Genomic DNA, 22515 nt, shown 5'->3' with positions numbered 1-22515 from the left:
GCAAGCGGGCCAGCGCTCGTTCGGCGGCACTTTCGTTCGCGTGGGCCATCTACCTTGATCCAGGAGTCCTGAAGTTCGGTCCGTCCGCTGCCAGGTTCGGCGACATGTGTTCCGGTAGGCCCAGGATGGCGGTGCGCGTTGCCCATGCGAGAACGCTCTGAGTTCGAGTGGGCAGCCCAAGTCGGTTCCAGTGGAAGATCACCAGGTAACTCAGAACTTCACGAAGACCGCGCTGCAACGTCCCCGCGCGGGACGCGGAACCCAGGGTTCGCCCAGCCTCTCTGAAGGCGTTGGCCCAGTCCGCGGACGAGGCCAGGGGACCATCCGCACGCAGCAACGGACCGTCGGAGGCCGTGTTCGCCAGCGTCAACTGTTTGAGATCGCTGGCCATGGCAGTCAGCTTTGCCGTCGGGACGTCCCCGGGCAGAGGCCGCTCTTGACCGACCCGGTGCCAGACATCGCCCTGTTCGTACCACTCCAGTCCGGCTGCACGCATCAGGACGTTGCACAGTAACAGTGACAGTTCGCGTCGACCCAGCGCGACACCATCCTTGCGGGCGAGGCAAAGGACGGCACGACTATCCTCATAGAACAGTTCATGGGCGACCTCCATGCCTGCCCATCCACCGAAGGCTGCTGTCTCCGCTTCGTAGATGCCGGGCCACCATCTGGCGATTCGGCTGTCTGCCGCCACGAGGCCATCGAGTGCAGCAGCGAGATGATTACGGGTCGCGGGACCATCCGGGCCCGGATGGATCCGCAGCCGCCAGCACGGGTGTTTCCTCATGAACCACCACCTGGTGACAAGACCGCCGGCTTCAGCGCGGTGCAGCAGCGGCAGGATGTTGTCAGCTATCGTCTGTTCCGCAACCTTCCAATCGTTGAACTCGACGTAGATCTGCCACCAACCCGAGGCGGCCTGCCGTTCGAGGGCATTCCGTCCGGCTCGTCGATAGACGTCGACGGCTTCGGCCAGATCTGTGGGATCGACGTGCGCGGCAGCGGCGGCCTCATCCAGCGATGTTCCGCCCAGTACGCGCAGAACGGCTTGCTCCACACACCGCGCGCCCGCGCCCTTGTCTGCGCCGCTGGTTCGTACTTCTGCCTCGCGTCGTACTAGTCGATGAGTAGACATGCGTCCCATCCGGAGATTGGCGCGGTGTTGTGCGCGGCCGTCAGCAAGGCAAGAGCTGTGCCCGCAGTGCCATCGAGGAAGCCGTGCTTCGTCGACGGACCGAGCTTGGCGTGCTGCCCCAAGTTCGTTGCCAGGCGCGGGAGATGCTCGGCCAGTGCAGGGGTTTCGGCATCCTGAGCAGATCGCCAGACGATTTGGTACAGGCCTGCCCAGCCGTGGCACAGGCCGCCGTCGGCAATTCGAGCTTGCTGTGCAGGGTCGTCCAGGCAGCGGACCAGTGCTTGCTCGTACATCTGTTGCCTACGGGCGTCGCCAATCGCGATGCCGGCGAGCTGCCCGGCTCGGGCGATACCTGGAGTGCCGTAGCACCAACTGGGGCGAGCCGGACCGGCGTGGTCGGGCCGCCCGGTGCGCAGCTCTGCCAGTGTGATCCATTCTGGCCACCAGGGACCGGCCGCGCCGTCCTGCTGCCAGGAGTCGAGCCACTCGCAAATGGTTATGATCGCCTCGTACTGGCCGTCCACTGCGATCCCGCGCCGCATGGCCTGGCCGAGTAGAGCAAGAGGGCCCGCGATCCCATGAGCCATACCGAAATTGCTGTGACCGTCCTTGTAGGCGGCAGAGACCCGACGGTGGGGATCGTGGCCAACCCACCAGCCAGGCAATGCGTCACCGTCGACGCAACGGGATCTGGCCAAGGCAACAAGGTAGTCCAGGACTCTCTCCATCGCGCTGCTGCCGGGGGCGCGACGCAGGAGCAGAGCTCCAATGCCGCTCAGTCCGAAGAACACGTCGTACTCGCGGAATCCGGGCGGCGCGCCGGTCGTCATACGTGCCAGCGCTGCGTCGGCACGGCGGTGGGCAAGCATCTTGATGTGCCCGTCGACATCGGCAAGAGCTTCTTGATAACGGCCTGTTGCACCGGCCGCAGCAACGTCCAGCATGAACGTGACCGCCGGAGCCCCGAGGTAGAGACCGGCGGTGTCCGTGGCACTGACTTGACCGGTGACTGCCCTTGTGATCCAGAGGTGCGCCTGCCGCCAGGTCCCGCGACCGGTGAGGGCTCGTTCGATGTGCAGGAGAGCGATTCCGGCAGCTCCCTTGGTGAGAGATTGATCAGCCCAGGGCTCGTCCTCCGGAGGTGGTTCGGGCAGCGCCACGTTGGTGGCGTGACAATCGGCGAGATCGGCAAGATCGGCCGGAAGGATCGTCGCGGTTTCCAACCTATTGCTCCCTGCGGCGAGCAGCGGCGCGTAGCACAGATGTCCGTGCAAGCCTGCCTGTGAGGCGCTCCAGGGCCGGATCGACTCCGACGGCACGGATGTGGTGCAGGTGCACGAGCGACGGCAGAACCGTCAGTGGATCACGTTGCTCGACCAAGGCCTCTCGGTAGGCAATGAGTGCGATGGCGCGCTGCCGCCAGGTATGTACGACATCCTCCCCGTACGGGAGGGAACGCAATGTCATCCAAGTACCCTCGGGGTCAGCCAGCTCAAGCGCTCGGTCGCGGAGCGCTGGTTCCAGGTGCCCGCGTTCTTGACGAAGTTCGCGGAGCAGCCAGTCCACGCCGGCCGTCAGCGAGCCGGTGAAGCTCACGACGAGGTCGACGAAGCTGGCAGCTGCCACGGCTTGCAGGGGAATCCCGCTGCGGAAGGCCAAGGTGATCTGCGCGAGCGCGGCAGCGGAGTCGGCCGCAAACACGTCGTAAACGCGCTCCAGGGCAACACCGTGACCGTAGCGCCCGGTCTGAGGTTCATAGGTGGTCAGTGCGAAGTGCGACAGCAACCGTTCGCCGCGCAGCATGCTCGCCCACTCGGCGAGGCGTTCACCGGCCGAGCCATAGGCCGATGACTTGGGCAGACGCAGGTACAGGGCGAGGTACTGGTCGGCATCAGGACGGCTCATCTGGCGATGGCGGCGGAACCACCAGCTTGGTGCGACATCACCGAAAGCGCCGAGCAGGCTGGACAGGCGCTCGGTGAGAACCTCATCGAAGCGACCTGGGTGTCCGAAGATCTGAGCGCATAGGATGGGTGAATCTCCTGGCAGATGACCAGCACCCCTCGCCACAACGTGCTCCGGGATGGTGATCGACGACGATCGGCCTGCAGTAGCAGGGGAATCCAGGACCAGCGGGATGAGAACCTCGTGAGCGCGGCCAAGCCAGGCGAGGTCTTCTGGCCCTGAGGTTTCGCGAAGTTCAAGTCGGCCGCCACGGTCCAGACGAGTGCGCAGCAGTAGTCGGTGGAACGGGTGATCCAAGTCCACTGGCTGCCTCCGGTCGAGTTCGACCAAGGCGACGCGATCGGGGACATGCCATTGCTGTCGCCAGGCATCCAGCCCGGCCTCCCATTCAGCGAACGAAACGTCGCGGCCAGGTAGATCGTCGGCCGCCAGCAGCCAGCGCGCCGGAGAAAGAACGGTTCGCCGGTAGCGAACTCGGGGAAGGTACGGAAGCCTTGCTGCGGCCCCGAAGTGGAACGCCTTGTACACAACAGTTCGGGCGGTTGTGATCTCGGCGAGGAATCGGGCCAGCGGCGGGGTATGAATCCCAGCCTCCAGGGCATGGAGCACACGCGGCTCAACGCGTCGACCGGTGGACATCTGGACGAGGTAGAACCGACGGTCGTCCGCCGTGATGCCGAGGTCGGCCAAGTCGATCAGGTTATCGCCGTCCTCGTGATGTTCAGCAACGGGAATCACGTACGGCAGTAGTTGCTCGGTACGCACGACGTTCTCGTTGCGTCGCTTCCGCGGCGCGAACGACAACTGGGCGGCTATGGCGCCAGGCGCGGCCGCGGCGAAGGAGGTGGCGACCGCGTCACGGCCATCTTCGGGCAGCAGGTGTGCGTGTCGGCCGGCCATGCTGCTGCCGGGCCTCGGCGTCCCGGTCACCGCCAACGTAAAACGGCCTCGCGACAACGCTTCTACGCCAGCTGAGCGGATCTCGAAGGCTACCTCCACACGTGCGGGCAGGTGCAGGTCGGCCGGATCACTGGGCGCGAGGTCCTCGATCGCCTGATCGGTCAGGACGATCTCGCCAGTGCCGTCGAGCGTCGCCCGCTGGATCATCGCCAACAGCTTCTCGTCGCGTTCGCTCATCTGACGGGCGGCGCGACCACGCGATGAACCCAGGAAGTCGGCTGGTAACCCAAGTCCGCTGTCAGCGACCAACTCCAGGACAGGCACGAGCGCACCGACTCCGTAGCGCGCCCGGAACCGCGAGTGGTAGTCGCGCCAGGCCGGATACCCCAACGGATAAGGGGAAAGGCGATACAGGGCACGGACAGCGTCTCGCGCCTCCTGCGCCACTTGCTCAGGTATTTCGATGTCGCAGTCCAGGATGGTGTCGGCGATGAGCGGCATGTCCGCGACCGGACTCAACGCCCGCATTCGGCTGGTAACAACAGCCGTGTCGCTCAACGCAGCGAGCGCGTCTTCGACCAGCTGCCGGTGAATCGCGCTGAGCTCGTGCACCATGTCCGCGATCTCCGGGATTGTGCGGGCCTCGATGGCCTCCAGCTCCGCGCAGACGTGGTCGAGTGCGTCCAAACAGGTCATCGGCGCGCACAAGCTGCTGATCAGGATCCTCTGGTCGAGCAAACCCGCCAGCATGCTGTCGACCTGCTGGACGTTCGCTGCTGGAAACTGGGAAAGGAGCAGGTCACGGAGAGCACTGAAACGCAAAGGTTTCCGTGCCGCTTCAACCGCAACCCGGACTGGTCGTCCAAGACGCACCGACACCTCGACTGGCGCCAGTCCCTGGCCAGCTCCGTCTGGAGCAGGCCCCGGTGCGACGAGCCGATCCCCCCTCACGCTGCTGGCGTTGTTGACCACCACGGACAGTCGCTCCAGCAAGGGCATGCACCGATGCAGACGTGCGGTAACGTCGCCAAGCCACGCCGCATCGGCGCGAACGGCAACTCGATGCTCGACGCCCCAACGCACTTTGGCCGAGGTTCCGATCCGCGTCGAGCCGACCCCGGCGAAGAGCCCGAAGGGGGTGGGGCGATGCTGCCATCGAAGGATGTACGACGCCAGGGAGATGACGACCCGCCGAACCGTTCGGGGATTATGACTTCCGTCGGCCACCATCTCATCGATCTGGTGGGACAGGGCCGGACTCGCGTACGCCACGGCGGCACGAACATCAGCCCGTCGCCACTGCGCTTTCAACCAGGCGACACCGCTCACGATGACGTCATCGCCGAGCAAGTTCAAGGCGTCGGGCAGATCCAACTCGCCGGGGTTGGTAGTAGCGCGTAGCACGGCCGCACCGCCGAGCGTGTATGCCGCAAATGATCTGGGTGCCATTTCTCGCCTCCTGCGACAGTGCGACCGCGGGGTGCTGCTGGTGGGCCGCGGCCCACCAGCAGCACCCCGCGAGGTCAGGACGGGTCGTCCGCGAACGAGTTGCAGGCACTGTCGTTGCCCACGCATGTGTTGCCGCATCCATCGTCTGTCGGGCAATCGCCCATCACGGGGCCGTAGGCCACGACAACCCGCACATCCAGCGTGAACTCGTCGTCATCCGCGACAGGCCGTTCGGCCAGCGCCGTGACGCCACCTGGGAACATGACCTCCGACATGTGAGTCACTCTCCTCACTTGGTGTTTTCCTGCAGGGCATCCCGGCCGGCCGCAGCGTTGGCCACATCTGGCCAGGAGATCGTGATCCGGCTGTGCTTCTTGTCGACGATGCGGCCTTCGGGCATCAGATCGTCGGCGGTGCCAGCCGGGTGGACACGGAACTGCGGGCCGGGCCCGTTGCGGTAATCGCGCTCCCAGACGCGAAGCTGCTCAGCCACTTCCTCGGCGACCTTCATCGCATCGGGTCCGAAGGCGTGCACACCGAACTCAACCTCTTGCTCGTTGGGCGTGCTGCGCGTCGTGACGTACGCCAGATTTCCGCCGTCGACGACAGCCATCGCGGCGGAGTGGCTTCCCGGTGGCGAAATCAGACCACTGTCCCGCTTCTTGTCCAACACCACCCGACAGAAGCCCGGAAGTGCCGTTGCGAGCCACATCTGCGTGCCTGCCCACAGCTCGAACCGGCCGATGTTCGCGCCGCTCCAGACCTCCACCCGCGGCGTGTCGAGCACACCTTCCAGTGCGGTCGAGTCGACTGGGAAGTCATCGTCGAAACGCAGGGTGACCTCACCATCGCGCATGATCAGGAGCTTGCCCTGGTGCGCTCCGGCGCCCTGCATCGACACGAACCCGAACAGGCGGGCTGACCGGCTGACCAGGCACTGGTCGGTCTTCTCGAACGCGATCGTCCGCGACAGTCCCCTGACCTGCAACGGAACTACGAGGAGCCCAGTCGGTGCCAGCTGCTCCACCCAGGCCGGCGGCACGTCCCACGCACCGACGGTGACCAGGATCCGGTCGTACGGAGCGTGCTCGGCAACCCCTCCTTCAGCGTCGGCGAGCACGACGTTCACTCGCGAATACCCTGTCTCATCAAGGAAACGGCTGGCTCGATCGGTGATGTCCTCGTCGATGTCGACCGTGGTGACCTGACCAGACGGGCCGACGAGTTCGGCGATCAGTGCGGCGTTGTACCCGCCGGACCCGATCTCCAGGACCCTCATGCCCTCGGTGATCTCCGCCTGTTCCAGCATGTGTGCTTGCACTTGCGGCGCGGAGACCGAGCTGACCGAGGTCCCAGCCTCGTCACGCTTGGTCACCACGCCGTTGTACAGCTGGTAGACCTCCTCCAGGTCCACGCCAGGAGCGAACTGCTCGCGGGGCACCTTGCGCATCGCTGCCTCGACCCGCGCCGAGACGATCGTGCCTTCGGAGATGAGCTCGTCAACCATCTTTGTGCGCAGTTGGGCAGCGAGCTCAGAGCGGGCAGCCTCGTCGTTGTTCTCCGCGGCGGGTTTGACCTTGTCGTTCAACTGGCTTCCTTGTCGTAGTGCAGCGTGGGCGGTGGAGAGGGTCGTCCTTGTGATCAACCAAAGACGCCGAGCAGTATCGGTGACGTTACTCTCGGCAACCATTCGTGTGTCGGTTCGATAGCGGTCCGTCCGTCATCCATCGTGGCGATCCTGGTCGTACCAGTCGCCCCGGCTCCGAGGAGGCGGTTGGCGGGACAAATGCCAGAGACGTTCATGCAGGTCGGCCGGAACAAGATCGTCAAGGTGCAGCCCGGCCGCCCGCAGGTGGTGCGCTGCTTCATCAAACCGAGCGCAGGGCCAAGACTGAACTGAGCAGAGCGGGCAGGTGTGGGGCGTCTCCGGTGCTGGTAGATGCGCGGCGACATCGTCGACCGCTCGGACGGCTCGTCCTAGTCGACTGTCGGCCGCGACGATCACGGCGATCGTTTCCCGGATCCTGCCCACGCGTTACACCGCCGCGTCCGGGTCACGTAGCCACTGCACACGCCCGTCGACCAACACCGCGTCCACATCTACGCCGGCATTCTCGCTTGCCAGCCAAACCGTGTTGGTGCCGTCGGGTCCGGAAACGTATGAGCCAGCTTGGATCGAACCGAGCAGGAACGCGCCCGCCGAGCCGAAGGGTCGGTGCATCACCCAGTCAGGGAACGGCGTCTTCGGGAGCGTCTGCTCGATCCAGAGTCGTGCTTCGTTGGCCGTGTCGAACCGACCGTCGACGATCGTGTCCACCGTGTCGTCGTCGCCGATCCCTACGCCGATGGTTGCGCAGAAGGCCGCAGTGCCAATCAGATCGTCTGAGCTCATCCTGGGGCACCAGGCCAGCAGTCACACTCGGCAGTGTTGGTTGTTGGCCTGTCTCTCACGATGCACCTTCCTGTGGAGCGTGCGGGCCAGGATCATGTGCTGCATCGTCACCTTGTGCGGCGTCCAGTTTGTCCGCCAGTCGGTGAATCTCGGCGGCGCCTTCCAACGCCGCGCGTAGCTGCTGGACCATTTGGTCCGTACGCAAACTGAGGTTCGTCAGCACGGCCTCAAGGCGCACGTCGTTCGTGGACTCGACTTCTTCCAGCGCGCACGCGAGCCCTTTCCACGTAGGTTGGTAGCGGCGACTTATGGCCTCCGCCTTGGGGTTGACGTCCACGCGCTTGATCATTTGCTGGTGCAGTAGTGCGGCAATGCTGTCGAGGACGTCGACTTCGGACATTGCGCCCGGCACCAACTCCTTGACGATGTCCTCGGTCGCCACCTCCATGTGCCACCTCAGTGCGATCACCAGGATCACGAGAAGTTGACCAATGTGGGGCCGCCGTAGTCCGTGCTCACTCATGATCACCGCCAATGATCGCGCGGCACTCCGGGGCACCCTCGCCCGATATCGTGACGGTCACCAGTGCACGACCTTTGGCCGTGAGCCAGTACTCGACCGGCGGCTTCGGCTTGCCGCTACGCACACTCCAGTGGGGTTTCCAGTAGTCGACCAGTCCGGTGCGGATCAGCTCGTCGAGCACAACGGTTCGATCCTCGTCCGGTGCGCAGCACACCTTCCTCAGCACGTCCTCATTCACATGCTTGTCGAGGTTCGTGTCCCGCAACACATCGAGGATCGATGCTCGGTACTCGGCAACCAATCTCCCACGCACGTGCCCGCATTCCGAGAGCAGCTGACCAACCAACTGGAGAGCTTCCCCGAGCTGGTCCTCACTCTCAGGACTGAACCCGGTGCGTCGATCACCCCGTTGCGCTCGCGCAAGACGACGCGTGAGGTACTGACCGAAGCCACTGCAGACTCTCGACAGTTTGAGGAGCAGGGCCTCGATCTCCCTGTCCGTCTCGATCTGCTTCCAGTCGATCAACTTCATCCAGTCGACCTCGCCGAGATCGACGTCGTTCCAGTCGATTCCTTCGTCCGACATCAGGCCACCGCCCTCGCGCCGACCGTCATGGGCACGGCTCTGACGCGCTTGTGATCACTGAACTGCTTACGTTGCTGGAGTTCTCCCCGGATGCCGACAGCTGGCTCGCAACCTCGGCGATGAGGTCCACCGATTCGCCAGGGGACAGCGCTACCTGTTGCAGGGAAACGAACTTCTGCGCGCAGCGCCGACAGTCGTGCTGGTCCTCGATGTACTCGCCTCTGCGGAGACTCTCGACGTACACGACGTCATCGTGCAGTTGGTGTGGGAACGACAGCACGGCGAAGGGAAACCCATAGCCGGGTAGGCGCCCGCATCATGAGGGAGAACCTGGATGGTGACGTTGGGGAGCTCGCTGTTCTCGATCAGGTGCACCAGTTGCGCGCTCATCGTCCTGGGGCCGCCGACGACCTGTTTGAGGGCGGCCTCGCTGACGACGGTCTCGACGACCAGAGGTTCTCTTTCGTAAAGACGCGCCTGCCAGGCCCCGCGTGCTTGGTTCCGTTGCTCCGCGATCACTGCCGCACGCAACGGATCATCGGCTTTCAGGATGGCGAGGGTGTAGTCGCTTGTTCGGAAGATGGCGGGGATCAGCTCGCCCTGAAATGCGCGGAGGTGCGACACGTGCGCGTGGATCTGCGAGGCGTCCTGGGCCGGGTCGAACCGCACTCGATCCTCACCCAGCAGTGATTGCCGTCGCTGCGCCGCCCACATCGCTGTCTCGCCGAGCAGCTGCCATTCCGGTGTTGGCACGCCGCAGGCGTATCCCACGGCCATGATGTCGACCTGCGCGGAGGGCTGCAGGGCGTTCTCCATCATGCTCAGCTTGGCGGTGGAGAAACCCACACGCCTGCCCGCTTCCGCCAGGCTCAGGCCTCGTTCGCGGCGCCACCCGGCCAGCGTGCGCCCGATGGCCCGTTCGAGCATGGTCGGGTGAAATCGGTTCAGCACTGCGTTCTTCTCTTGCCTCGAATCGTGACCAGGCATGACAGCGCACTGGGGGCTCGGCACATTCACACCTTCTGTCACGGCACGTGCTTGGTTCGGGACAGACAGTCAACATCCCAAGATCGCGACGAGGTACCGCCCACGCCCCATCCATTCGCCGTCCGGCACCATGACAAGCAATCCGTACATGCCGTTGGTCGGGCCTTCCGACCAGCCGAGCGCCGACGTCCGGCACCATTGGCTGTCGACGGCACATCGTGCAGGGAGGAACTCCAGGTGGCGAGGATTGAAGCGGTCTTCTTCGACGTCGGCGAGATTCTGATCGATGAGACCCGCGAGTACGGGACCTGGGCCGATTGGCTCGGTGTGCCGCGCCACACCTTCTCGGCCGTCTTCGGCGCCGTGATTGCCCAGGGCAAGGACTACCGTGAGACCTTCCAGGTGTTCAGGCCAGGGTTCGATCTCGCTGTCGAACGCGAGCGCCGCGCTGCCGCGGGACAGCCCGAGAGCTTCTCCGAAGAGAACCTGTACACCGATGCACGGCCCTGCTTCCAGGCGCTGAAGTCGTCCGGACTCCGAGTCGGCCTGGCGGGCAACCAGACCGCACGGGCCGAGCAGATCCTCAAGGCGCTGGAGCTACCGGTCGACGTCATCGGCACGTCCGACGGCTGGGGTGTGGAAAAGCCGTCGCAGGGATTCTTTGAACGAGTGATCGAGGAAGCCGGCGTACCTGCGAGCTCGGTGCTGTACGTCGGCGACCGGCTGGACAACGACATCAGACCAGCCCAGGAGGCTGGCATCGCGACCGCTCTCATCCGTCGCGGTCCGTGGGGCCACATCCTCCACCGTCCTGAGGTCGAGGAGCGGTGTCTGTTCCAACTGGACGGTTTGGCGGAACTTCCTGATCGGGTGGCAGCGCACAACGCCGGGGAAAGCTGACCTACACCTCACCGCTGGCACTGGTCAGCGCCCGGACTCGGTCGTCCAGTTCCTGGACGTGCGGCGTCGTGCTCAGGGCAGCTCGCACCTCGGGCACCCGCTGAAGTGCGGTTGCGTACGGGACGCGCCCAACCACGTCACACGCCTGCTGGGCAGTGGCCAGCGCCTGGGCGGCGTCGACCCGCGCCTGTGCTGCGGCGAGGTCGAAGAGCAGGACGGCCCGCTGCTTGGTGCCGGTCGCAGCAAGACCGCTGATTGCCTGTTCCAACCGGGCTGCGGCTTTGCGGTGCTGGCCAGCCAGAAGCAACGTGTTGCCTGCGAACCCGTCGAGGCGAGACGCGTCGAAGTAGTCGAGCCAGACCGGATTGGTTCCAGCCGCTGTCAGCGCATCCTCGGCCGAACGGATGTGGGCAAGGCTTGCCTTCAGCTGCCCAGTGCGAGCAGATATCTCCGCGTCGACACAATGCAGCCACGAGCGCAACACCGGCCCGGCGCCATAGCGCGCGTGCGCGTGCGCGGCCTTGAGGAAGTCGCGCGCTGGCTGCTCCTGCCCGGCGAAGCCGGGTACGAAGGCTCGGTGGGCCAGTACAGCAACCGCGAGTGGGTGGTTCTGTGACGCGACCACCGCGTCCTCCGCGAGTTGGAAGAATAGGCCCGCCGCGTCAACTCGATTCAGGTCGAAGAAGTTGACGCGCGCGGCAAGAAGTGCGGACTCCGCGACCGCAGCAGCCAGTTGCCGTGGCAACGGTCCCTCAGCATCCGATGTCGACCGAAGCATGCCTGCGCCGAGTTGTACATGCGCAGAGAGGGACGGCAGGAGGGTGTCGGCGGGGCTGGACCAGTAGAGCTCGCGGTGCGAGGTTGTGATCGCCGAGTACGCCTCGATCGACCGTGGATCCAGTCGAGTTCGTTGTTCGTTGGCGAGAGCATCAACGCTGTCGGGTGCCGCGACTCCGTTCGAGAGCAACGCGGTGAGGCTCACGCCGAGCATGCCCTTCAGGAACACGTTTCGACCGAACTCGGCATCGCCGCCCAGCATCACCAGCATCACCTTCTTCACCACGGCGTCGACGAGTTGCTCGTTCGCGAACAGGTTGGCCACAGCGGGAGAGTCAGCCAACCGCGCCGGGCACAACGCCAACTCCTCGGCAGACAGCAAACCGAGTTCGCCGGCAGGCATTCCGAAGACCAGCACAAGGTGCTTCCTGTACCGCGGCTCAGGCTTGCGGTCCCCGGTCTCCCATCGTCGGACGATGTCCGCGTTCAGGCCCGACTCAGCTTCGTCGGCCTGCTTCATGCTCCGCTTGATCTGCTCCACCAGCTCCTCGCGGCTCCACCCGCGCTGGAGCCGCTGCCAGGTCAGCTGAGAGTTCGGTGGGTGCTTTGGCGCTGACGCCCTACGTGATCCCACCCCATCCTCCTGCCTTCGACTGACCTGGTGGTGCCTCGCTTTGCCCGAGAGTAGGAGCTGACGCGGTCGTTCGCGACGCTGGAAGGTGCATGGACGGGCGATGGACGGGCCCTGGACGGTGGTCACCCACTGGCTTTGGAGCTTCGATCAACAGTGGACAGCCACCAGCCCAAACCCAGGGACGCGGACGACAGTGAGCAACGAGCAGCACGTGCTGGCGTGTGGGCGGCGAGTGCGTCACCGCCCGACAGCCCTACTGGGACTTCGACAGCCGGAAGCTCCCTCCCGCTACTCCGCCTACGAATGCCTCCCACTCGCCGTGGTCGAAGACCAGCACGTAGCCGTCTGGATTTCGGCTGTCTCGCAACCCGACCGCGTTGCTGGTGAACGACACCTCGACGCATTGGTTGTCCGGCGGGCCGCTCAGGGGCGACTTGTGCCATTCAGAGAAGTTGGTGTCGAGGTGGCGCTTATGGGCGTCTTGGATGTTCATCGGCTCCCTCGTACCCTTCCGATCTCAAGCCGTAGGCCGACTACAACGACGAGGCGATGTCGAGCAAGGTGCGCCGGGTTTGCTCGGGTCCGCTGGCTGCGGCTTTCTGGTGCTCCCAAAGCGTCAGGTATCGCTCCGTCCGCTTGCTGTTGTCGACGTACTCCCCGCCGTCATGCTGTTCCAGGTAGATGATGTCAACTGCGGGCTTCGTGTCATAGCCGAAGATCGTGTAGTCGTGCCCCTGGCCCATGTAGTAGCCGACACTGAACGGCACGATCTGCAGCTCGACGTTCGGTCGATCGATGATCTCCACGAGCTTCATGATCTGGGCCTTCATGACCGGTTCGCCCTTTGCCCTGCGGAGCGCAGCCTCTGCCCTGCGGAGCGCAGCCTCGTCGATGATGAACCAGAACTGCTGGTCTGTGTTGTCCAGCACGACCTGTCGGCCCAACCGGTCCGCCGCGTACTTGTCGATCTCTTCAGCCGATAGCGAGGGCCTCCACGCGCGTGCGGTCATGCGCATGTAGTCCTCCGTCTGCAGGAGCCCTGGCACGAGGAGCGCTTGGTAGGAGGAGTACCTGTTGCAGCTCGGTTCCATGTCGACCAGCAGTCGCAGGTACTGGCGGAACCTGGTGCTGAAGGCGCCGCGCTTCGTTCGGCGGTTGCTCTCAGCCTGAAGGTCCCGCGTGTATGCCCGGTCAGGCTCGTTAGCAGCGTAGTGATCGAGTAGGGCGTTCAGCTCGATCAGCTTGATCCCGCTGCCGGCTTCGATATGAGCGATCTTCTGCTGAGTGCACCCGAGAACCGCGGCGGCATCGTCCTGGGTCACACCGGCAGCTTCGCGAAGCCGGCCCAGCTGGTTGCCGAGGACAACCTTCATCACGGGTGGCGGCAACTGCAGGTGCTGCGTCACGGAGTCCTTCACCTCCACAGGGTGTCCGGTTGCGGAACGTATCCACAATTCACCCGATCGGTCGGGACATTAATCGGAGTACACAAGTTACGGTCTAGGTGCGACACCAACAAACCACGAGGTCTTGAAGGAGCGTGAAGCGATGAGTACACAAGTTAGCATCGCCGCTGCGGTGACCTCAGTCGCCCCAGTGCCGCAGAAGCCCCCGCCCAGTCGTCCGGGGGTCTGGGTTGGCGATCGCAGCGACGCTCCTCCTCATGGTGGGCTGCGTGGTCGGAGCCGGTGTCGGCTGGTGGTACTTCGGCGAGCGGCGTCACCCCCATGCGCTGCCGCAAGCAGCTGCCACCGAGCCCGCGCCAACGGCACCGCAGACGACGGATGCCGACCCTTGCCTCCCAGGAGGTCGACACTCCGTCGCCCGACCGCGCAGCCCCCGGCACGTCCAGCGCTCAATGCACGGGCGTCACATCTTGCCGACTTCAAACCACGCCACAGCACCAACACACAGCGCAATCCGCGCTGCCTGACCTTGCCAATTCAGAGGAGGTGGCCCGTCGTGAAAACTTCGGCCACTGGCGGTCCAGCTACACGCTCGGATTCGACTCCCGAGGAACAGTGCGAGCTCTACCGCAGCCAGCACGGGCTTCAGGCCATCGTCGATTCGGCCACGGGGCAGATCCTTCTGCCGGTTGGCGGACTCGTGGGCGCGATCACCATGCCCGCAGAACTCGGTCGTCGAGTACTTGCGGGCCTGCGGATACGAATGCTCGCCGGGCCGGTTGTCGAGCGTCCTCATACCCAGCTGTGGACCTTCATCACGGGACCCGGTCACACACTTGATGAGGTTGTCTCCGCCGACTTACTCCGACTCGGAGTGTCAGTTGCCCCACAAGGAGATCTTGTAGTTCTACCTTCCTCGGAAGACGAACGGCTCGACCTGCGACGGTGGGAGCACACGCCGAAAACATCTGGCGACTGCCCGCCCCAGTCGGCAGTAATCGCCACGACCAGAGCTATGGCCATTCGAACCGCGTGGTGAGTGATTCGCTCCGATTCCCGGAGTAACCCAGAACGCCGGTGGCCCGACCCCGCCCCGACCTGGATCGGGTCCACCGGCTCCCGGCTCGCTTCCCTGCATACGTCAGGCAACGGAAGGACATGGCGATGAGGTCGGCAGCCCTACACGAACTATCCACAGTGGATGAACTGAAGTTCGCCTCACCGAGCCGCTTGGTCGACACCGCGAGCCTCCGTGTCCTGCCCCTTGCGACACCGTGCTGGTTGCACGGTGCCGCGCAACCAAACATCGCTCACCTCAGGGAGGACGAGGACGGCCAGCCAAGAGAAGTTCACTCCTGCTGCCGTCCTGCTCATGTGGCGCCTGCGCCCTTGTTGCTGCAGATCGCCGCGAGTTCGGCTCTCGGCCCTCGGCTTACCTCGACGGGTATCCCGCCGGAGCAGGAAATGTCCGCCGCGGTAGTGCCCCTACTCGTTGAAGGGACAGGTGATGATGGGCAACAGCGGTAGCCCAACGAAGTCGCCGGGACGGCGCTTCACCACGGCCTCGCGGAAGGCGATCCTCGCACGGCTCAAGAAGGGATATGCGGAAGGTGCGAGCATTCGGGCTCTTGCTGAGCGCGAGGGGCTTAGCTACGGCACCGTTCGTTCATGGCTGATCGACGCCGGGGTCGCGTTGCGCCCGAAGAGCGTACCGGGCCGTCCATGGTCCGGTCAGCAGAGCACGACGTCGACCACCGGTGAGGCCAGCGAGTTGAAGCCGATGGACTCGTTGGCACCAACGACGGAATCTGGATCGCCCTCATGACGAACGGCGTCCTGGAATCCGTCCTGCGGGAGGAACTGGCCCGCGAACTGGAAACGGTATGCACCGTCGCGGAGGAAGGCGACGAGGCGGCGTTGCTGTCCATCGCACGGCAGGATGCGCCTCGGCTGGTTGCGGCGCTGACAGCCGTCCTCGAACAACATCAGCCGGACGCAGACGGACGCTGCACGGAGTGCAGGCGCGGAGCGTGGTGGCATCCCCGGTGGACGCCGTGCCGGATGGTCATCGCCGTTCGCCTGGCGATGACGTTGAGCGCGGGCCGAGCCACAAAGGTACGCGCATGCCCGGCCGCTTCGCGGGGACGCCAGCCGGGGCGGAGTCGCTAGTGGACGATCAGAATCGGGGACGTAGGCACGACCTCAGCTCGCTCGCTCAGGATGAGCGCGTAGCACTCCATCGCACTGTCGGCGCCGAACTTCGCCGCCTTCGGCTGAATTCCGGACGTAGTCGCCGGGACGTGTCGCGGACGGTACACATCGACCAAACCTACCTGCGTCAGCTGGAACTCGGCCAGGCTCCTCGCCCTGAGGCAGGAGACGTCCTGATACTCAGTGAGTTCTACGGCGTGGACTGGCTGGACGTGTTCGTACCGATGTATGAGGAAGCGTTGCAGCAGCTGGGCAAAGACGTGCCGCGCAAGTTCCGGGAGAAGTCCGACTGGATCGCGATCGCGGCTATCTACCTCTTTGTCGGCATGGCCGTGACGAGCTTGCCGTTCGCACGCTGGTGCTGCTCCAAGCCTCTCGAATGCAAGTGCGCGAAGGACTGCCGGTGCAAGTGCGCCGGATGTCACCTGGAACCCGAGCAGCACAGCGAACTACTCCGCTCCTTCACCGCGTTATCTCATGCCGACGATTGCGCACCATAAGAAGTGCCACTCCTTCATCCACCACGACCAATGCTGTCGGGAAACTCCTCATGGACGACGACTCGAACACCACCGAACGCGCGCTCTACGCCCAAGCACTCGGCGACACCCTGCGACAGATCCGCGACCATGCCGAAATCACGGCCGCCGAAGCGGTGTTGACCACTCCGATCGCTGCGGAGGAGTTGCTGGCGTACGAGGCCGGTGAGCTTCAGCCGTCATTGATTTCACTCAGCATCATGTGTGAGCGCTACGTGATCAGTCTATACGGAACACTGGCTCGCACCTACGAGACATTCCTTGCCGCTCAAGGGAAGTTGGTCCCGTCGTGCTTCCAACAGACCGGTGAGCGCTTGGAGCTTGCCGCACTGTTCGCCTTCCTAGGGCAGCCGGCAGCCGTGTTGCCCTTTGCGCGCTGGTGTTGTCACACGGCGCTCGGCTGCCGGTGCGCCAAGCACTGCGGCTGCCGGTGCGCCGGATGTCATCTCACCCCATACGAGCAGAAGCTCCTCCTTGAGAACTTCGGGCTGTCTCGGTCCTGAGAACACAGTGGTCGGCACGGGGGCATCAACATGGATCCACGAAACGACTTCGAAGCCACTACTGCACCACGCCCACCTCGCGCTCACCAAGTGCGACAACCACCGGCCAGCCGAGGCGCGCACTGGGACATGACGCCGCACGACCAGGTGGACCGACAGTTGATCAAAGCGACCCGGAGCGGGGACGTAGCCGCCTACGGTGAACTCTACAAGCGCCATGTCGGCGCGGCGCACAACCTTGCGCGCCAGCTCGCTCACTCGACAGCGGAGCGAGACGATCTGGTTTCAGAGGCATTCAGCGATGTCCTCCAGATACTTCGCACGGGCCGCGGCCCAGACTCGGCCTTCCGCGCATACTTGCTGACGGCCTTGCGTCACGCGGCATACGACAGGATCCGGAAGGGCCGCAAAGTCGAGCTGCACGATGACATCACGACCGCAGTCGATCCCGCACTCGTCAGTGTTTCGTTCCCAGACACCGTGATGGCCGAGGCAGAGCAGTCCCTTGTGGTCAACGCCTTCGCGCAGTTGCCCGATCGATGGCGCATGGTGCTGTGGCTCACCGAGGTCGAGGGAAGGACACCATCCGACGTCGGACCGAGCATCGGCCTCACAGCCAACGGGGTTTCGGCCCTGGCTTACAGAGCTCGCGAAGGACTACGGCAGGCGTACCTGCAGGCGCACTTGGCTGCGGCTCACACGAAGCAATGCGAACCGACGATCAATGTGCTTGGGGCCTGGACGAGAGGCGGCCTGCCAACCCAGCGAACGCGCGAAGTCGAGGAACACCTGGATCGCTGCGACTCGTGCCACGGGCTGTCGCTTGAACTTGGCGAAATCGACGGCAGCTTCCGCACCAGTACTCGAAGGACTCAGGTGAGCGGTCAGCGTGCTACAAGACATCGGCCTCACACTCGTCGTCTCTCATTGACCATGGAGACCGGGCACTACGTGATCAACACGAAGCTAGACGCAAACCCACGCCAGCCGATGCCGATCAGCGCCTGTTTCCAAGGCTCGTGTTGATCGTCCGGAGTGGATTGTCAACGACTCGGTCGACTATCCAGCAAGGACAGGTCGCAGGTGAGGTGTCTCGCCAGGTTGTCCCGGTGCAGGATGGGCCTTCGGCGAGTCTGGCCAACCCACAGCCCCGCGCACTGAGGTCCTAAGCCAGGCGAAACCCTGGCCTGCGCGGATGCCCGTGCACGTGTCGCAGCCGGGGCGTCCGCGGACCTTCACCGCTCGTCGTGGTTGCCACAGGTGCAGTGCCACGGCGTCGGCTTCATCACCGGCGAGCGCCGTCCCTCCAACTCATGACCGGGTGATCCCGGCCAGCGCTGCGGCATGTCCCTGGCCCGATCGAACGGGGCCAGGAAGCCTTCCTGCCGCGCTTCGCGGACCCACCTTGTCACCGTGGTGCTGAACTTGTCGATGTCTCCGGTTGTGTCGACCCGGTGTCCATACACCCTGGACAACACCTTGTAGGGGCACAAGCCCTGGCTCAGCGCGATGCCGTAGACCATCGCGACCGTCTCGGCCCGTTCCCGCTTGTTGTGCCGGCCGCGTGGGTACGGCCGCGACGCCACGACGAAGTCGACCGCGTCGAACCCGGTGGCTGCGGGCAGCCGTTCACGCACCAGGCGCTTCTGCTGCTCGGCGGCCTCCGCGGCGGTCGGGTCGAACACGCCCAACCCCCAGGAGGCCCCCACGGCGCGCATGATCCGGCGGGCCTCACCGTCCGCCAGTCGGCGACGAGATCTCTTCGGCCGGTTGGGCGACCGAAGGTGGACCCGGTTGCGGCGGAGGTCGACGTCGACCTCGAAAACCCAGTCCTCATAGCCAGGCCAGCCGCGCACGATCTCGCCGGTTGGCGTGGTTTCCATCTCCAGTCGTTTGATCACGACGCCATGTCAGCACGCAGCGACGACTGGCGCAGGGTGAACCCGCCAACTCCCCGTTTTTGGAGGGGACGTCGCGCTCATCATCGGCGACAGCCTGCTCCATGTGGAAACCAACGCCGACAGGAGGATCTGTCCCGACTGCGGTGGCTCCGGCCTCCGCGACGACGAGCAGTGCGAGATGTGCCAGGGCGCTGGCTGGATCTGGCGCTAGTCCTTGTTGATCACGTTCTGCGGCCGGCGGCCGACGGTCGCAGACCCGAGTCTCATGCAACCTGGGCGCTCGCAGGCTGTGCCGGTCGCCGAACGAGCCCAGGCGGGCCCGTCAGCGTGATAGCGGCCAAGGAGGGGTGTTCAGAGTGCTGGACGAGCCGTTCGTTCCCGGAGTACGAAGTTGATCATGTTCCATGTTGTCGTGCCCGGATTTCGAGCACACGGAGATCTCAGTCGGGTGCCGGTTCGCCCGGCGCGGGCCGGAACTCGACGCGCACCGTACCGGCGAGGTTCTCGGCCAGCACCAGATCGCACGTGACATCGTCGGGATCCATCAGCACCGCCCGGCCATGCACGTCGTAGAACAGCACCGGCTGCTCACGCCCGTCGGAGAACACCGCTACCAAGCCCACCGGCGCAGGGGTAAACGGCCCTGCCAACGGCGGACCGTGCGGCGTGTGGATACCGACGTAGGACATCTTGGTCTGGGCCACCTCCGGCCGCACCAACCTGTCGTCGAGCCCGAGCACCAGCGGATACCCATCTTCGCTGAATGCGTAGATCCGCAACGTCCCGTAGGCCCCGGCCTCGGTCTCGTACCTGGCATGCAGGTCAGGCGGGGCAGCCACCGCAGGCCGCTCATCCCGCGGCACCTCATAGTTGTCGCTCATCGATGCAAGCCTTCCACGACGATGGCTCGGTCACCGACGTTGCATCCATCAGCCGCCTGCACGCAGGCCAGCGAGGCGCAACAAGACGTGGCCACCACGGCCATCGGCAGTGTCCGGGGGGCCGGTGCTGGGTCGACCAGCACCCGGTGCAATCAGATCGCAGGACTGGCCAGAACGATCGCGAGGGCACCGATGATCAGGAACGGTCCGAGCGGTAGTACGCCGTCGTGGTCGGACTGCCGAGGAACGCGCAGCACGAGCAGTGCGACGGCTGCCGCTACCAAGCCGAGCAGCGTACCCGTTATGACAGCCGACCAGTTGAGCCAGCCCAGAGCGAGGCCGAGCAAGCCACCGAGCCGTAGATCACCTCCACCGAGTTGGCCAGGCCGAAGGAAGTAGAGCGTTCCGTAGAACGCAAGGAGCGCAACCATGCCCGCTCCTGCGCGGATGAGCGAGTACACGTCGCGGTCGAGAGCGCTGGCCAGAGTAAGGAGCGCAGCGAGGACGACTCCGCTTGGCCAGATCAACTTGGTTGGCAGCGTGCGGGTCTTCCAGTCCAGAGCGGCGAGCTGGACACCTGCAGCGGCAAGCCAGGAGTAGGCGAACAGATCAGGTTCCGCGCCGACACGCCAGGCCAATGCCGAGAACAGGACTCCGGTAGCACCTTCGAGCAGGGCTGGTGGCGCCAGCCGCCCGCACTCCACTGCGAGGATCGAGCTTCGCCGGATCGCGACACGCAGCACGCCACCGAGTACGAACCCGACCAGGCCCCAGCCGGCGATACCAATTGCGGTCACCGCAGATCTCGCGCCGTTCGTCTGCGCGTGAGAGTGACAGAACTGGTCACGCTGTACTCCGTGTAGCCGACGGTTACGTCTTTCTGGTGCAAACAACCTACTACTCGGCGACATTTGGACACATGGCCGTTAACTCATCCGGGTGAATCTTGCCCGAATTTCACTGTTCCGACACCCGTGTCCCTTCATGGGGACCTTGCAGTCTCCTAGGGGACGCAAGGTAGACGTGGGGTGTACCACAGTAGATCGAAAGGAATGCTTCGCAGATCCGAGGGGGTTGCACGTGGCCGGGGACAACGTACACGGCCGACGTCCGGCAGGCCTGGCCGCTGTTGGACTCGTAGCACTGATGTTGGTGGCCTGTAGTTCGAACTCGTCGTCGACGCCTGGGGGCGCGACTGGAGTGACACCTTCGTCGCCGACAACCGGTGCTCCGTCGTCGGTCTCTCCAGCGGACGGCGCGCGCCAGCAGGCGACTGCCGCCTACACCGGTATGTGGCGGCAGATGGCCAAAGCCGGTGAGACCGCAGACTGGCAGTCGCCGGAGCTCGCGAAGTACGCGACCGGAGACGCACTCGGGGTGATCAACCGCAGTCTGTACACAGACCATGCCAACGGTGTCGTGACGAAGGGCGAGCCGAAGACGAACCCCCAGGTGTCCAAAGTGGACCCGACGGACAACCCGACCACCGCCATGATCTCGGACTGCGGAGACGACAGCGGCTGGCTGAAGTACAAGAACGGCCAGCTTCTCAACGACACACCGGGCGGGCGACGCTCGATCACCGCTGAAGTCAAGAAGCAGCAGGACGGCACGTGGAGGGTCACCCGTTTCGCGGTAGAGGCGGTGGGCACGTGTTGAAGCGATTGGGCGTCGTAGTGGGTCTGTCCACGGCCGTGGTCATGGCGACCGCGCTCCCAGCCTTCGCGGACCCTGGGTGGGGCTTCACCGACTGCAGCCAGTACCCCAACCCTGGTTGCGAACTCGGCGCAGGCAAGTACCCCCGCCCTGGAGACGGTAACCAGGGCTACGGGAACAAGCCCGGCAATCCTGGACAGAACAACCCCGGTACAGGACAGGCCAACGGAGACACGATCGTCGGTGGTAACACCAACCTGGCCCAGTGCGGCTACGAACGCAGCGACTACCAGGGCCCGCCACCGGGAAGCGCGCAGCCAGCGGCTTTCCGTGTTCCGCCGAAATCGGATGTGGTCACGGCGGTGCCCGCGGTGTATCGGCCGCAGCGTGAGCCAGCCACGGTTCGGTTCGCGGTCGCGCAGCCGCGGTTCGCGCAGGCCCAGCCGCCGCCGGGTGCCTGGTACGTCTACAAGTGCACGGGACCTGGCTTCCGGGACGCGTTGTACCGGCCGCCAGTCTGGATCGCGGACGGCCAGCCCGGTCCGGTGCCACTGCCCTCGCCTGCTGAGCTCGCGGCGCAGGCACGGAACCAACTGCGACTACCGGCTCCGAAGATCAAGGCGAACCCGGCTGGTGACCAGCTTGTCAGCCTGCCGACCTGGTTGTGGCTGGACCGCAGCAGTTGGGGCGACGTCTCAGCGACCGCGTCGGTGCCGGGTGTCTCGGTAACTGCGTTCGCGAGGCCGACCTCGGTGACTTGGTCAATGGGTGATGGCGGCTCGGTGACCTGTACCAGCCCTGGCTCGCCGTTCCCTGCCGGTGGTGATCCGAAGAGCGCCTCGCCTGACTGTGGCTACACGTACAAGACGTCCTCAGCCGGGCAGCGGGCCGATGCGTTCCCTGTGACCGCAACGGTGAACTGGACGGTGACCTGGTCGGGCGCGGGCCAGAGCGGCACGTTCCCGAACATGACGACCTCGGCCTCGGTGGCGTTCCGCGTGGCGGAGAGCCAGGGAATCGCGACCGGCTGAGCCGAAGCCTCCCGCCTCACGAGGGCGGGCGTGCACAACGAAACACCTGACGGGTCAGGGCACGTCGACACCCGAGTCGACGCGTCGCGATGGCGTCATGCCTGAAGGAGGTCGGTGGTGACAACTACCGCAGGTTCGA

23 protein-coding genes and 1 pseudogene are annotated in these 22515 nt (G+C 64.8%); 7 read left to right on the top strand and 17 right to left on the bottom strand.

Going from position 1 to position 22515, the window contains the following annotated elements; all coding sequences use genetic code 11:
- Positions 1-49 precede the first annotated feature (49 nt).
- The 9 genes and pseudogenes from QSK35_RS15205 to QSK35_RS15165 all read right to left on the bottom strand — a co-directional run bounded on the left by QSK35_RS15205 (position 50) and on the right by QSK35_RS15165 (position 9877).
- Complete coding sequence (locus tag QSK35_RS15205; protein WP_285746473.1) at positions 50-1057, bottom strand: thiopeptide-type bacteriocin biosynthesis protein; 1008 nt, start codon at positions 1055-1057, stop codon at positions 50-52.
- A gap of 59 nt (positions 1058-1116) precedes the next feature.
- Positions 1117-2358 carry a lanthionine synthetase C family protein gene (locus QSK35_RS15200; RefSeq protein ID WP_285746471.1) on the bottom strand — a complete coding sequence of 414 codons (1242 nt, stop codon included), beginning with the start codon at positions 2356-2358 and terminating at the stop codon, positions 1117-1119.
- Between the two features lies 1 nt (position 2359).
- On the bottom strand, positions 2360-5449 hold the full coding sequence (locus QSK35_RS15195) for a lantibiotic dehydratase (protein ID WP_285746469.1): 3090 nt from the start codon (positions 5447-5449) through the stop codon (positions 2360-2362).
- A gap of 74 nt (positions 5450-5523) precedes the next feature.
- Complete coding sequence (locus QSK35_RS15190; RefSeq protein WP_285746467.1) at positions 5524-5724, bottom strand: FxLD family lanthipeptide; 201 nt, start codon at positions 5722-5724, stop codon at positions 5524-5526.
- A gap of 14 nt (positions 5725-5738) precedes the next feature.
- Positions 5739-7139, bottom strand: coding sequence for a methyltransferase, FxLD system (gene fxlM, locus QSK35_RS15185; protein ID WP_285746465.1), 1401 nt, complete (start codon positions 7137-7139; stop codon positions 5739-5741).
- Between the two features lie 345 nt (positions 7140-7484).
- Complete coding sequence (locus QSK35_RS15180) at positions 7485-7841, bottom strand: hypothetical protein (RefSeq protein WP_285746463.1); 357 nt, start codon at positions 7839-7841, stop codon at positions 7485-7487.
- A gap of 55 nt (positions 7842-7896) precedes the next feature.
- Positions 7897-8319 carry a hypothetical protein gene (locus QSK35_RS15175; protein ID WP_285746461.1) on the bottom strand — a complete coding sequence of 141 codons (423 nt, stop codon included), beginning with the start codon at positions 8317-8319 and terminating at the stop codon, positions 7897-7899.
- Between the two features lie 37 nt (positions 8320-8356).
- The gene (locus QSK35_RS15170) at positions 8357-8950 is read right to left on the bottom strand and encodes a hypothetical protein (RefSeq protein WP_285746459.1); all 594 of its coding nucleotides are present in this window, start codon (positions 8948-8950) and stop codon (positions 8357-8359) included.
- Between the two features lie 25 nt (positions 8951-8975).
- Positions 8976-9877: pseudogene (locus QSK35_RS15165) on the bottom strand (helix-turn-helix domain-containing protein).
- 258 nt (positions 9878-10135) lie between these two features.
- Here QSK35_RS15165 and QSK35_RS15160 point away from each other — a divergent pair.
- Positions 10136-10837, top strand: coding sequence for an HAD family hydrolase (locus QSK35_RS15160; protein WP_285746456.1), 702 nt, complete (start codon positions 10136-10138; stop codon positions 10835-10837).
- Between the two features lies 1 nt (position 10838).
- Here the strand turns inward: QSK35_RS15160 and QSK35_RS15155 are convergent, their stop codons facing one another.
- The 4 genes from QSK35_RS15155 to QSK35_RS15140 all read right to left on the bottom strand — a co-directional run bounded on the left by QSK35_RS15155 (position 10839) and on the right by QSK35_RS15140 (position 14450).
- Positions 10839-12248 carry a helix-turn-helix domain-containing protein gene (locus QSK35_RS15155; RefSeq protein ID WP_502881657.1) on the bottom strand — a complete coding sequence of 470 codons (1410 nt, stop codon included), beginning with the start codon at positions 12246-12248 and terminating at the stop codon, positions 10839-10841.
- A 253-nt stretch (positions 12249-12501) separates the two neighbouring features.
- The gene (locus QSK35_RS15150) at positions 12502-12741 is read right to left on the bottom strand and encodes a DUF397 domain-containing protein (RefSeq protein ID WP_285746453.1); all 240 of its coding nucleotides are present in this window, start codon (positions 12739-12741) and stop codon (positions 12502-12504) included.
- A 40-nt stretch (positions 12742-12781) separates the two neighbouring features.
- Positions 12782-13666 carry a helix-turn-helix domain-containing protein gene (locus QSK35_RS15145; RefSeq protein WP_285746429.1) on the bottom strand — a complete coding sequence of 295 codons (885 nt, stop codon included), beginning with the start codon at positions 13664-13666 and terminating at the stop codon, positions 12782-12784.
- A gap of 451 nt (positions 13667-14117) precedes the next feature.
- Complete coding sequence (locus QSK35_RS15140) at positions 14118-14450, bottom strand: hypothetical protein (protein ID WP_285746427.1); 333 nt, start codon at positions 14448-14450, stop codon at positions 14118-14120.
- A 711-nt stretch (positions 14451-15161) separates the two neighbouring features.
- Here QSK35_RS15140 and QSK35_RS15135 point away from each other — a divergent pair.
- Positions 15162-15479 carry a helix-turn-helix domain-containing protein gene (locus QSK35_RS15135; protein ID WP_352243901.1) on the top strand — a complete coding sequence of 106 codons (318 nt, stop codon included), beginning with the start codon at positions 15162-15164 and terminating at the stop codon, positions 15477-15479.
- Here QSK35_RS15135 and QSK35_RS15130 read toward each other — a convergent pair.
- Positions 15386-15640 carry a hypothetical protein gene (locus QSK35_RS15130; protein ID WP_285746974.1) on the bottom strand — a complete coding sequence of 85 codons (255 nt, stop codon included), beginning with the start codon at positions 15638-15640 and terminating at the stop codon, positions 15386-15388. The genes QSK35_RS15135 and QSK35_RS15130 overlap by 94 nt on opposite strands.
- Between QSK35_RS15130 and QSK35_RS15125 the strand changes: the two genes are divergently transcribed.
- The 3 genes from QSK35_RS15125 to QSK35_RS15115 all read left to right on the top strand — a co-directional run bounded on the left by QSK35_RS15125 (position 15538) and on the right by QSK35_RS15115 (position 17933).
- A complete protein-coding gene (locus tag QSK35_RS15125) occupies positions 15538-16365 on the top strand; it encodes a helix-turn-helix domain-containing protein (RefSeq protein WP_352243899.1) in 828 nt (275 codons plus the stop codon). The two genes, QSK35_RS15130 and QSK35_RS15125, sit on opposite strands and share 103 nt — an antisense overlap.
- A gap of 50 nt (positions 16366-16415) precedes the next feature.
- A complete protein-coding gene (locus QSK35_RS15120; protein ID WP_285746425.1) occupies positions 16416-16907 on the top strand; it encodes a hypothetical protein in 492 nt (163 codons plus the stop codon).
- A gap of 129 nt (positions 16908-17036) precedes the next feature.
- Positions 17037-17933: a sigma-70 family RNA polymerase sigma factor gene (locus QSK35_RS15115; RefSeq protein ID WP_285746423.1), complete on the top strand. Its 897-nt coding sequence runs from the start codon at positions 17037-17039 to the stop codon at positions 17931-17933.
- A gap of 209 nt (positions 17934-18142) precedes the next feature.
- Here QSK35_RS15115 and QSK35_RS15110 read toward each other — a convergent pair whose 3' ends face one another.
- The 3 genes from QSK35_RS15110 to QSK35_RS15100 all read right to left on the bottom strand — a co-directional run bounded on the left by QSK35_RS15110 (position 18143) and on the right by QSK35_RS15100 (position 20432).
- Positions 18143-18808: a hypothetical protein gene (locus tag QSK35_RS15110; protein ID WP_285746421.1), complete on the bottom strand. Its 666-nt coding sequence runs from the start codon at positions 18806-18808 to the stop codon at positions 18143-18145.
- Between the two features lie 440 nt (positions 18809-19248).
- On the bottom strand, positions 19249-19689 hold the full coding sequence (locus QSK35_RS15105; RefSeq protein WP_285746419.1) for a hypothetical protein: 441 nt from the start codon (positions 19687-19689) through the stop codon (positions 19249-19251).
- Between the two features lie 152 nt (positions 19690-19841).
- On the bottom strand, positions 19842-20432 hold the full coding sequence (locus QSK35_RS15100) for a prepilin peptidase (RefSeq protein WP_285746417.1): 591 nt from the start codon (positions 20430-20432) through the stop codon (positions 19842-19844).
- 559 nt (positions 20433-20991) lie between these two features.
- Here QSK35_RS15100 and QSK35_RS15095 point away from each other — a divergent pair.
- Both QSK35_RS15095 and QSK35_RS15090 read left to right on the top strand, forming a co-directional pair.
- Positions 20992-21348 carry a hypothetical protein gene (locus QSK35_RS15095; protein WP_285746415.1) on the top strand — a complete coding sequence of 119 codons (357 nt, stop codon included), beginning with the start codon at positions 20992-20994 and terminating at the stop codon, positions 21346-21348.
- On the top strand, positions 21342-22376 hold the full coding sequence (locus tag QSK35_RS15090; protein WP_285746413.1) for a hypothetical protein: 1035 nt from the start codon (positions 21342-21344) through the stop codon (positions 22374-22376). Before QSK35_RS15095 ends, QSK35_RS15090 begins: the two co-directional genes overlap by 7 nt.
- The last annotated feature ends 139 nt before the right edge of the window (positions 22377-22515 follow it).

Source organism: Lentzea sp. NBRC 105346 (genome assembly GCF_030269605.1).
GTDB lineage: Bacteria > Actinomycetota > Actinomycetes > Mycobacteriales > Pseudonocardiaceae > Lentzea.
The sequence above is the reverse complement of the archived record's forward strand: the minus strand, read 5'-3'. Positions and strand labels throughout refer to the sequence as shown.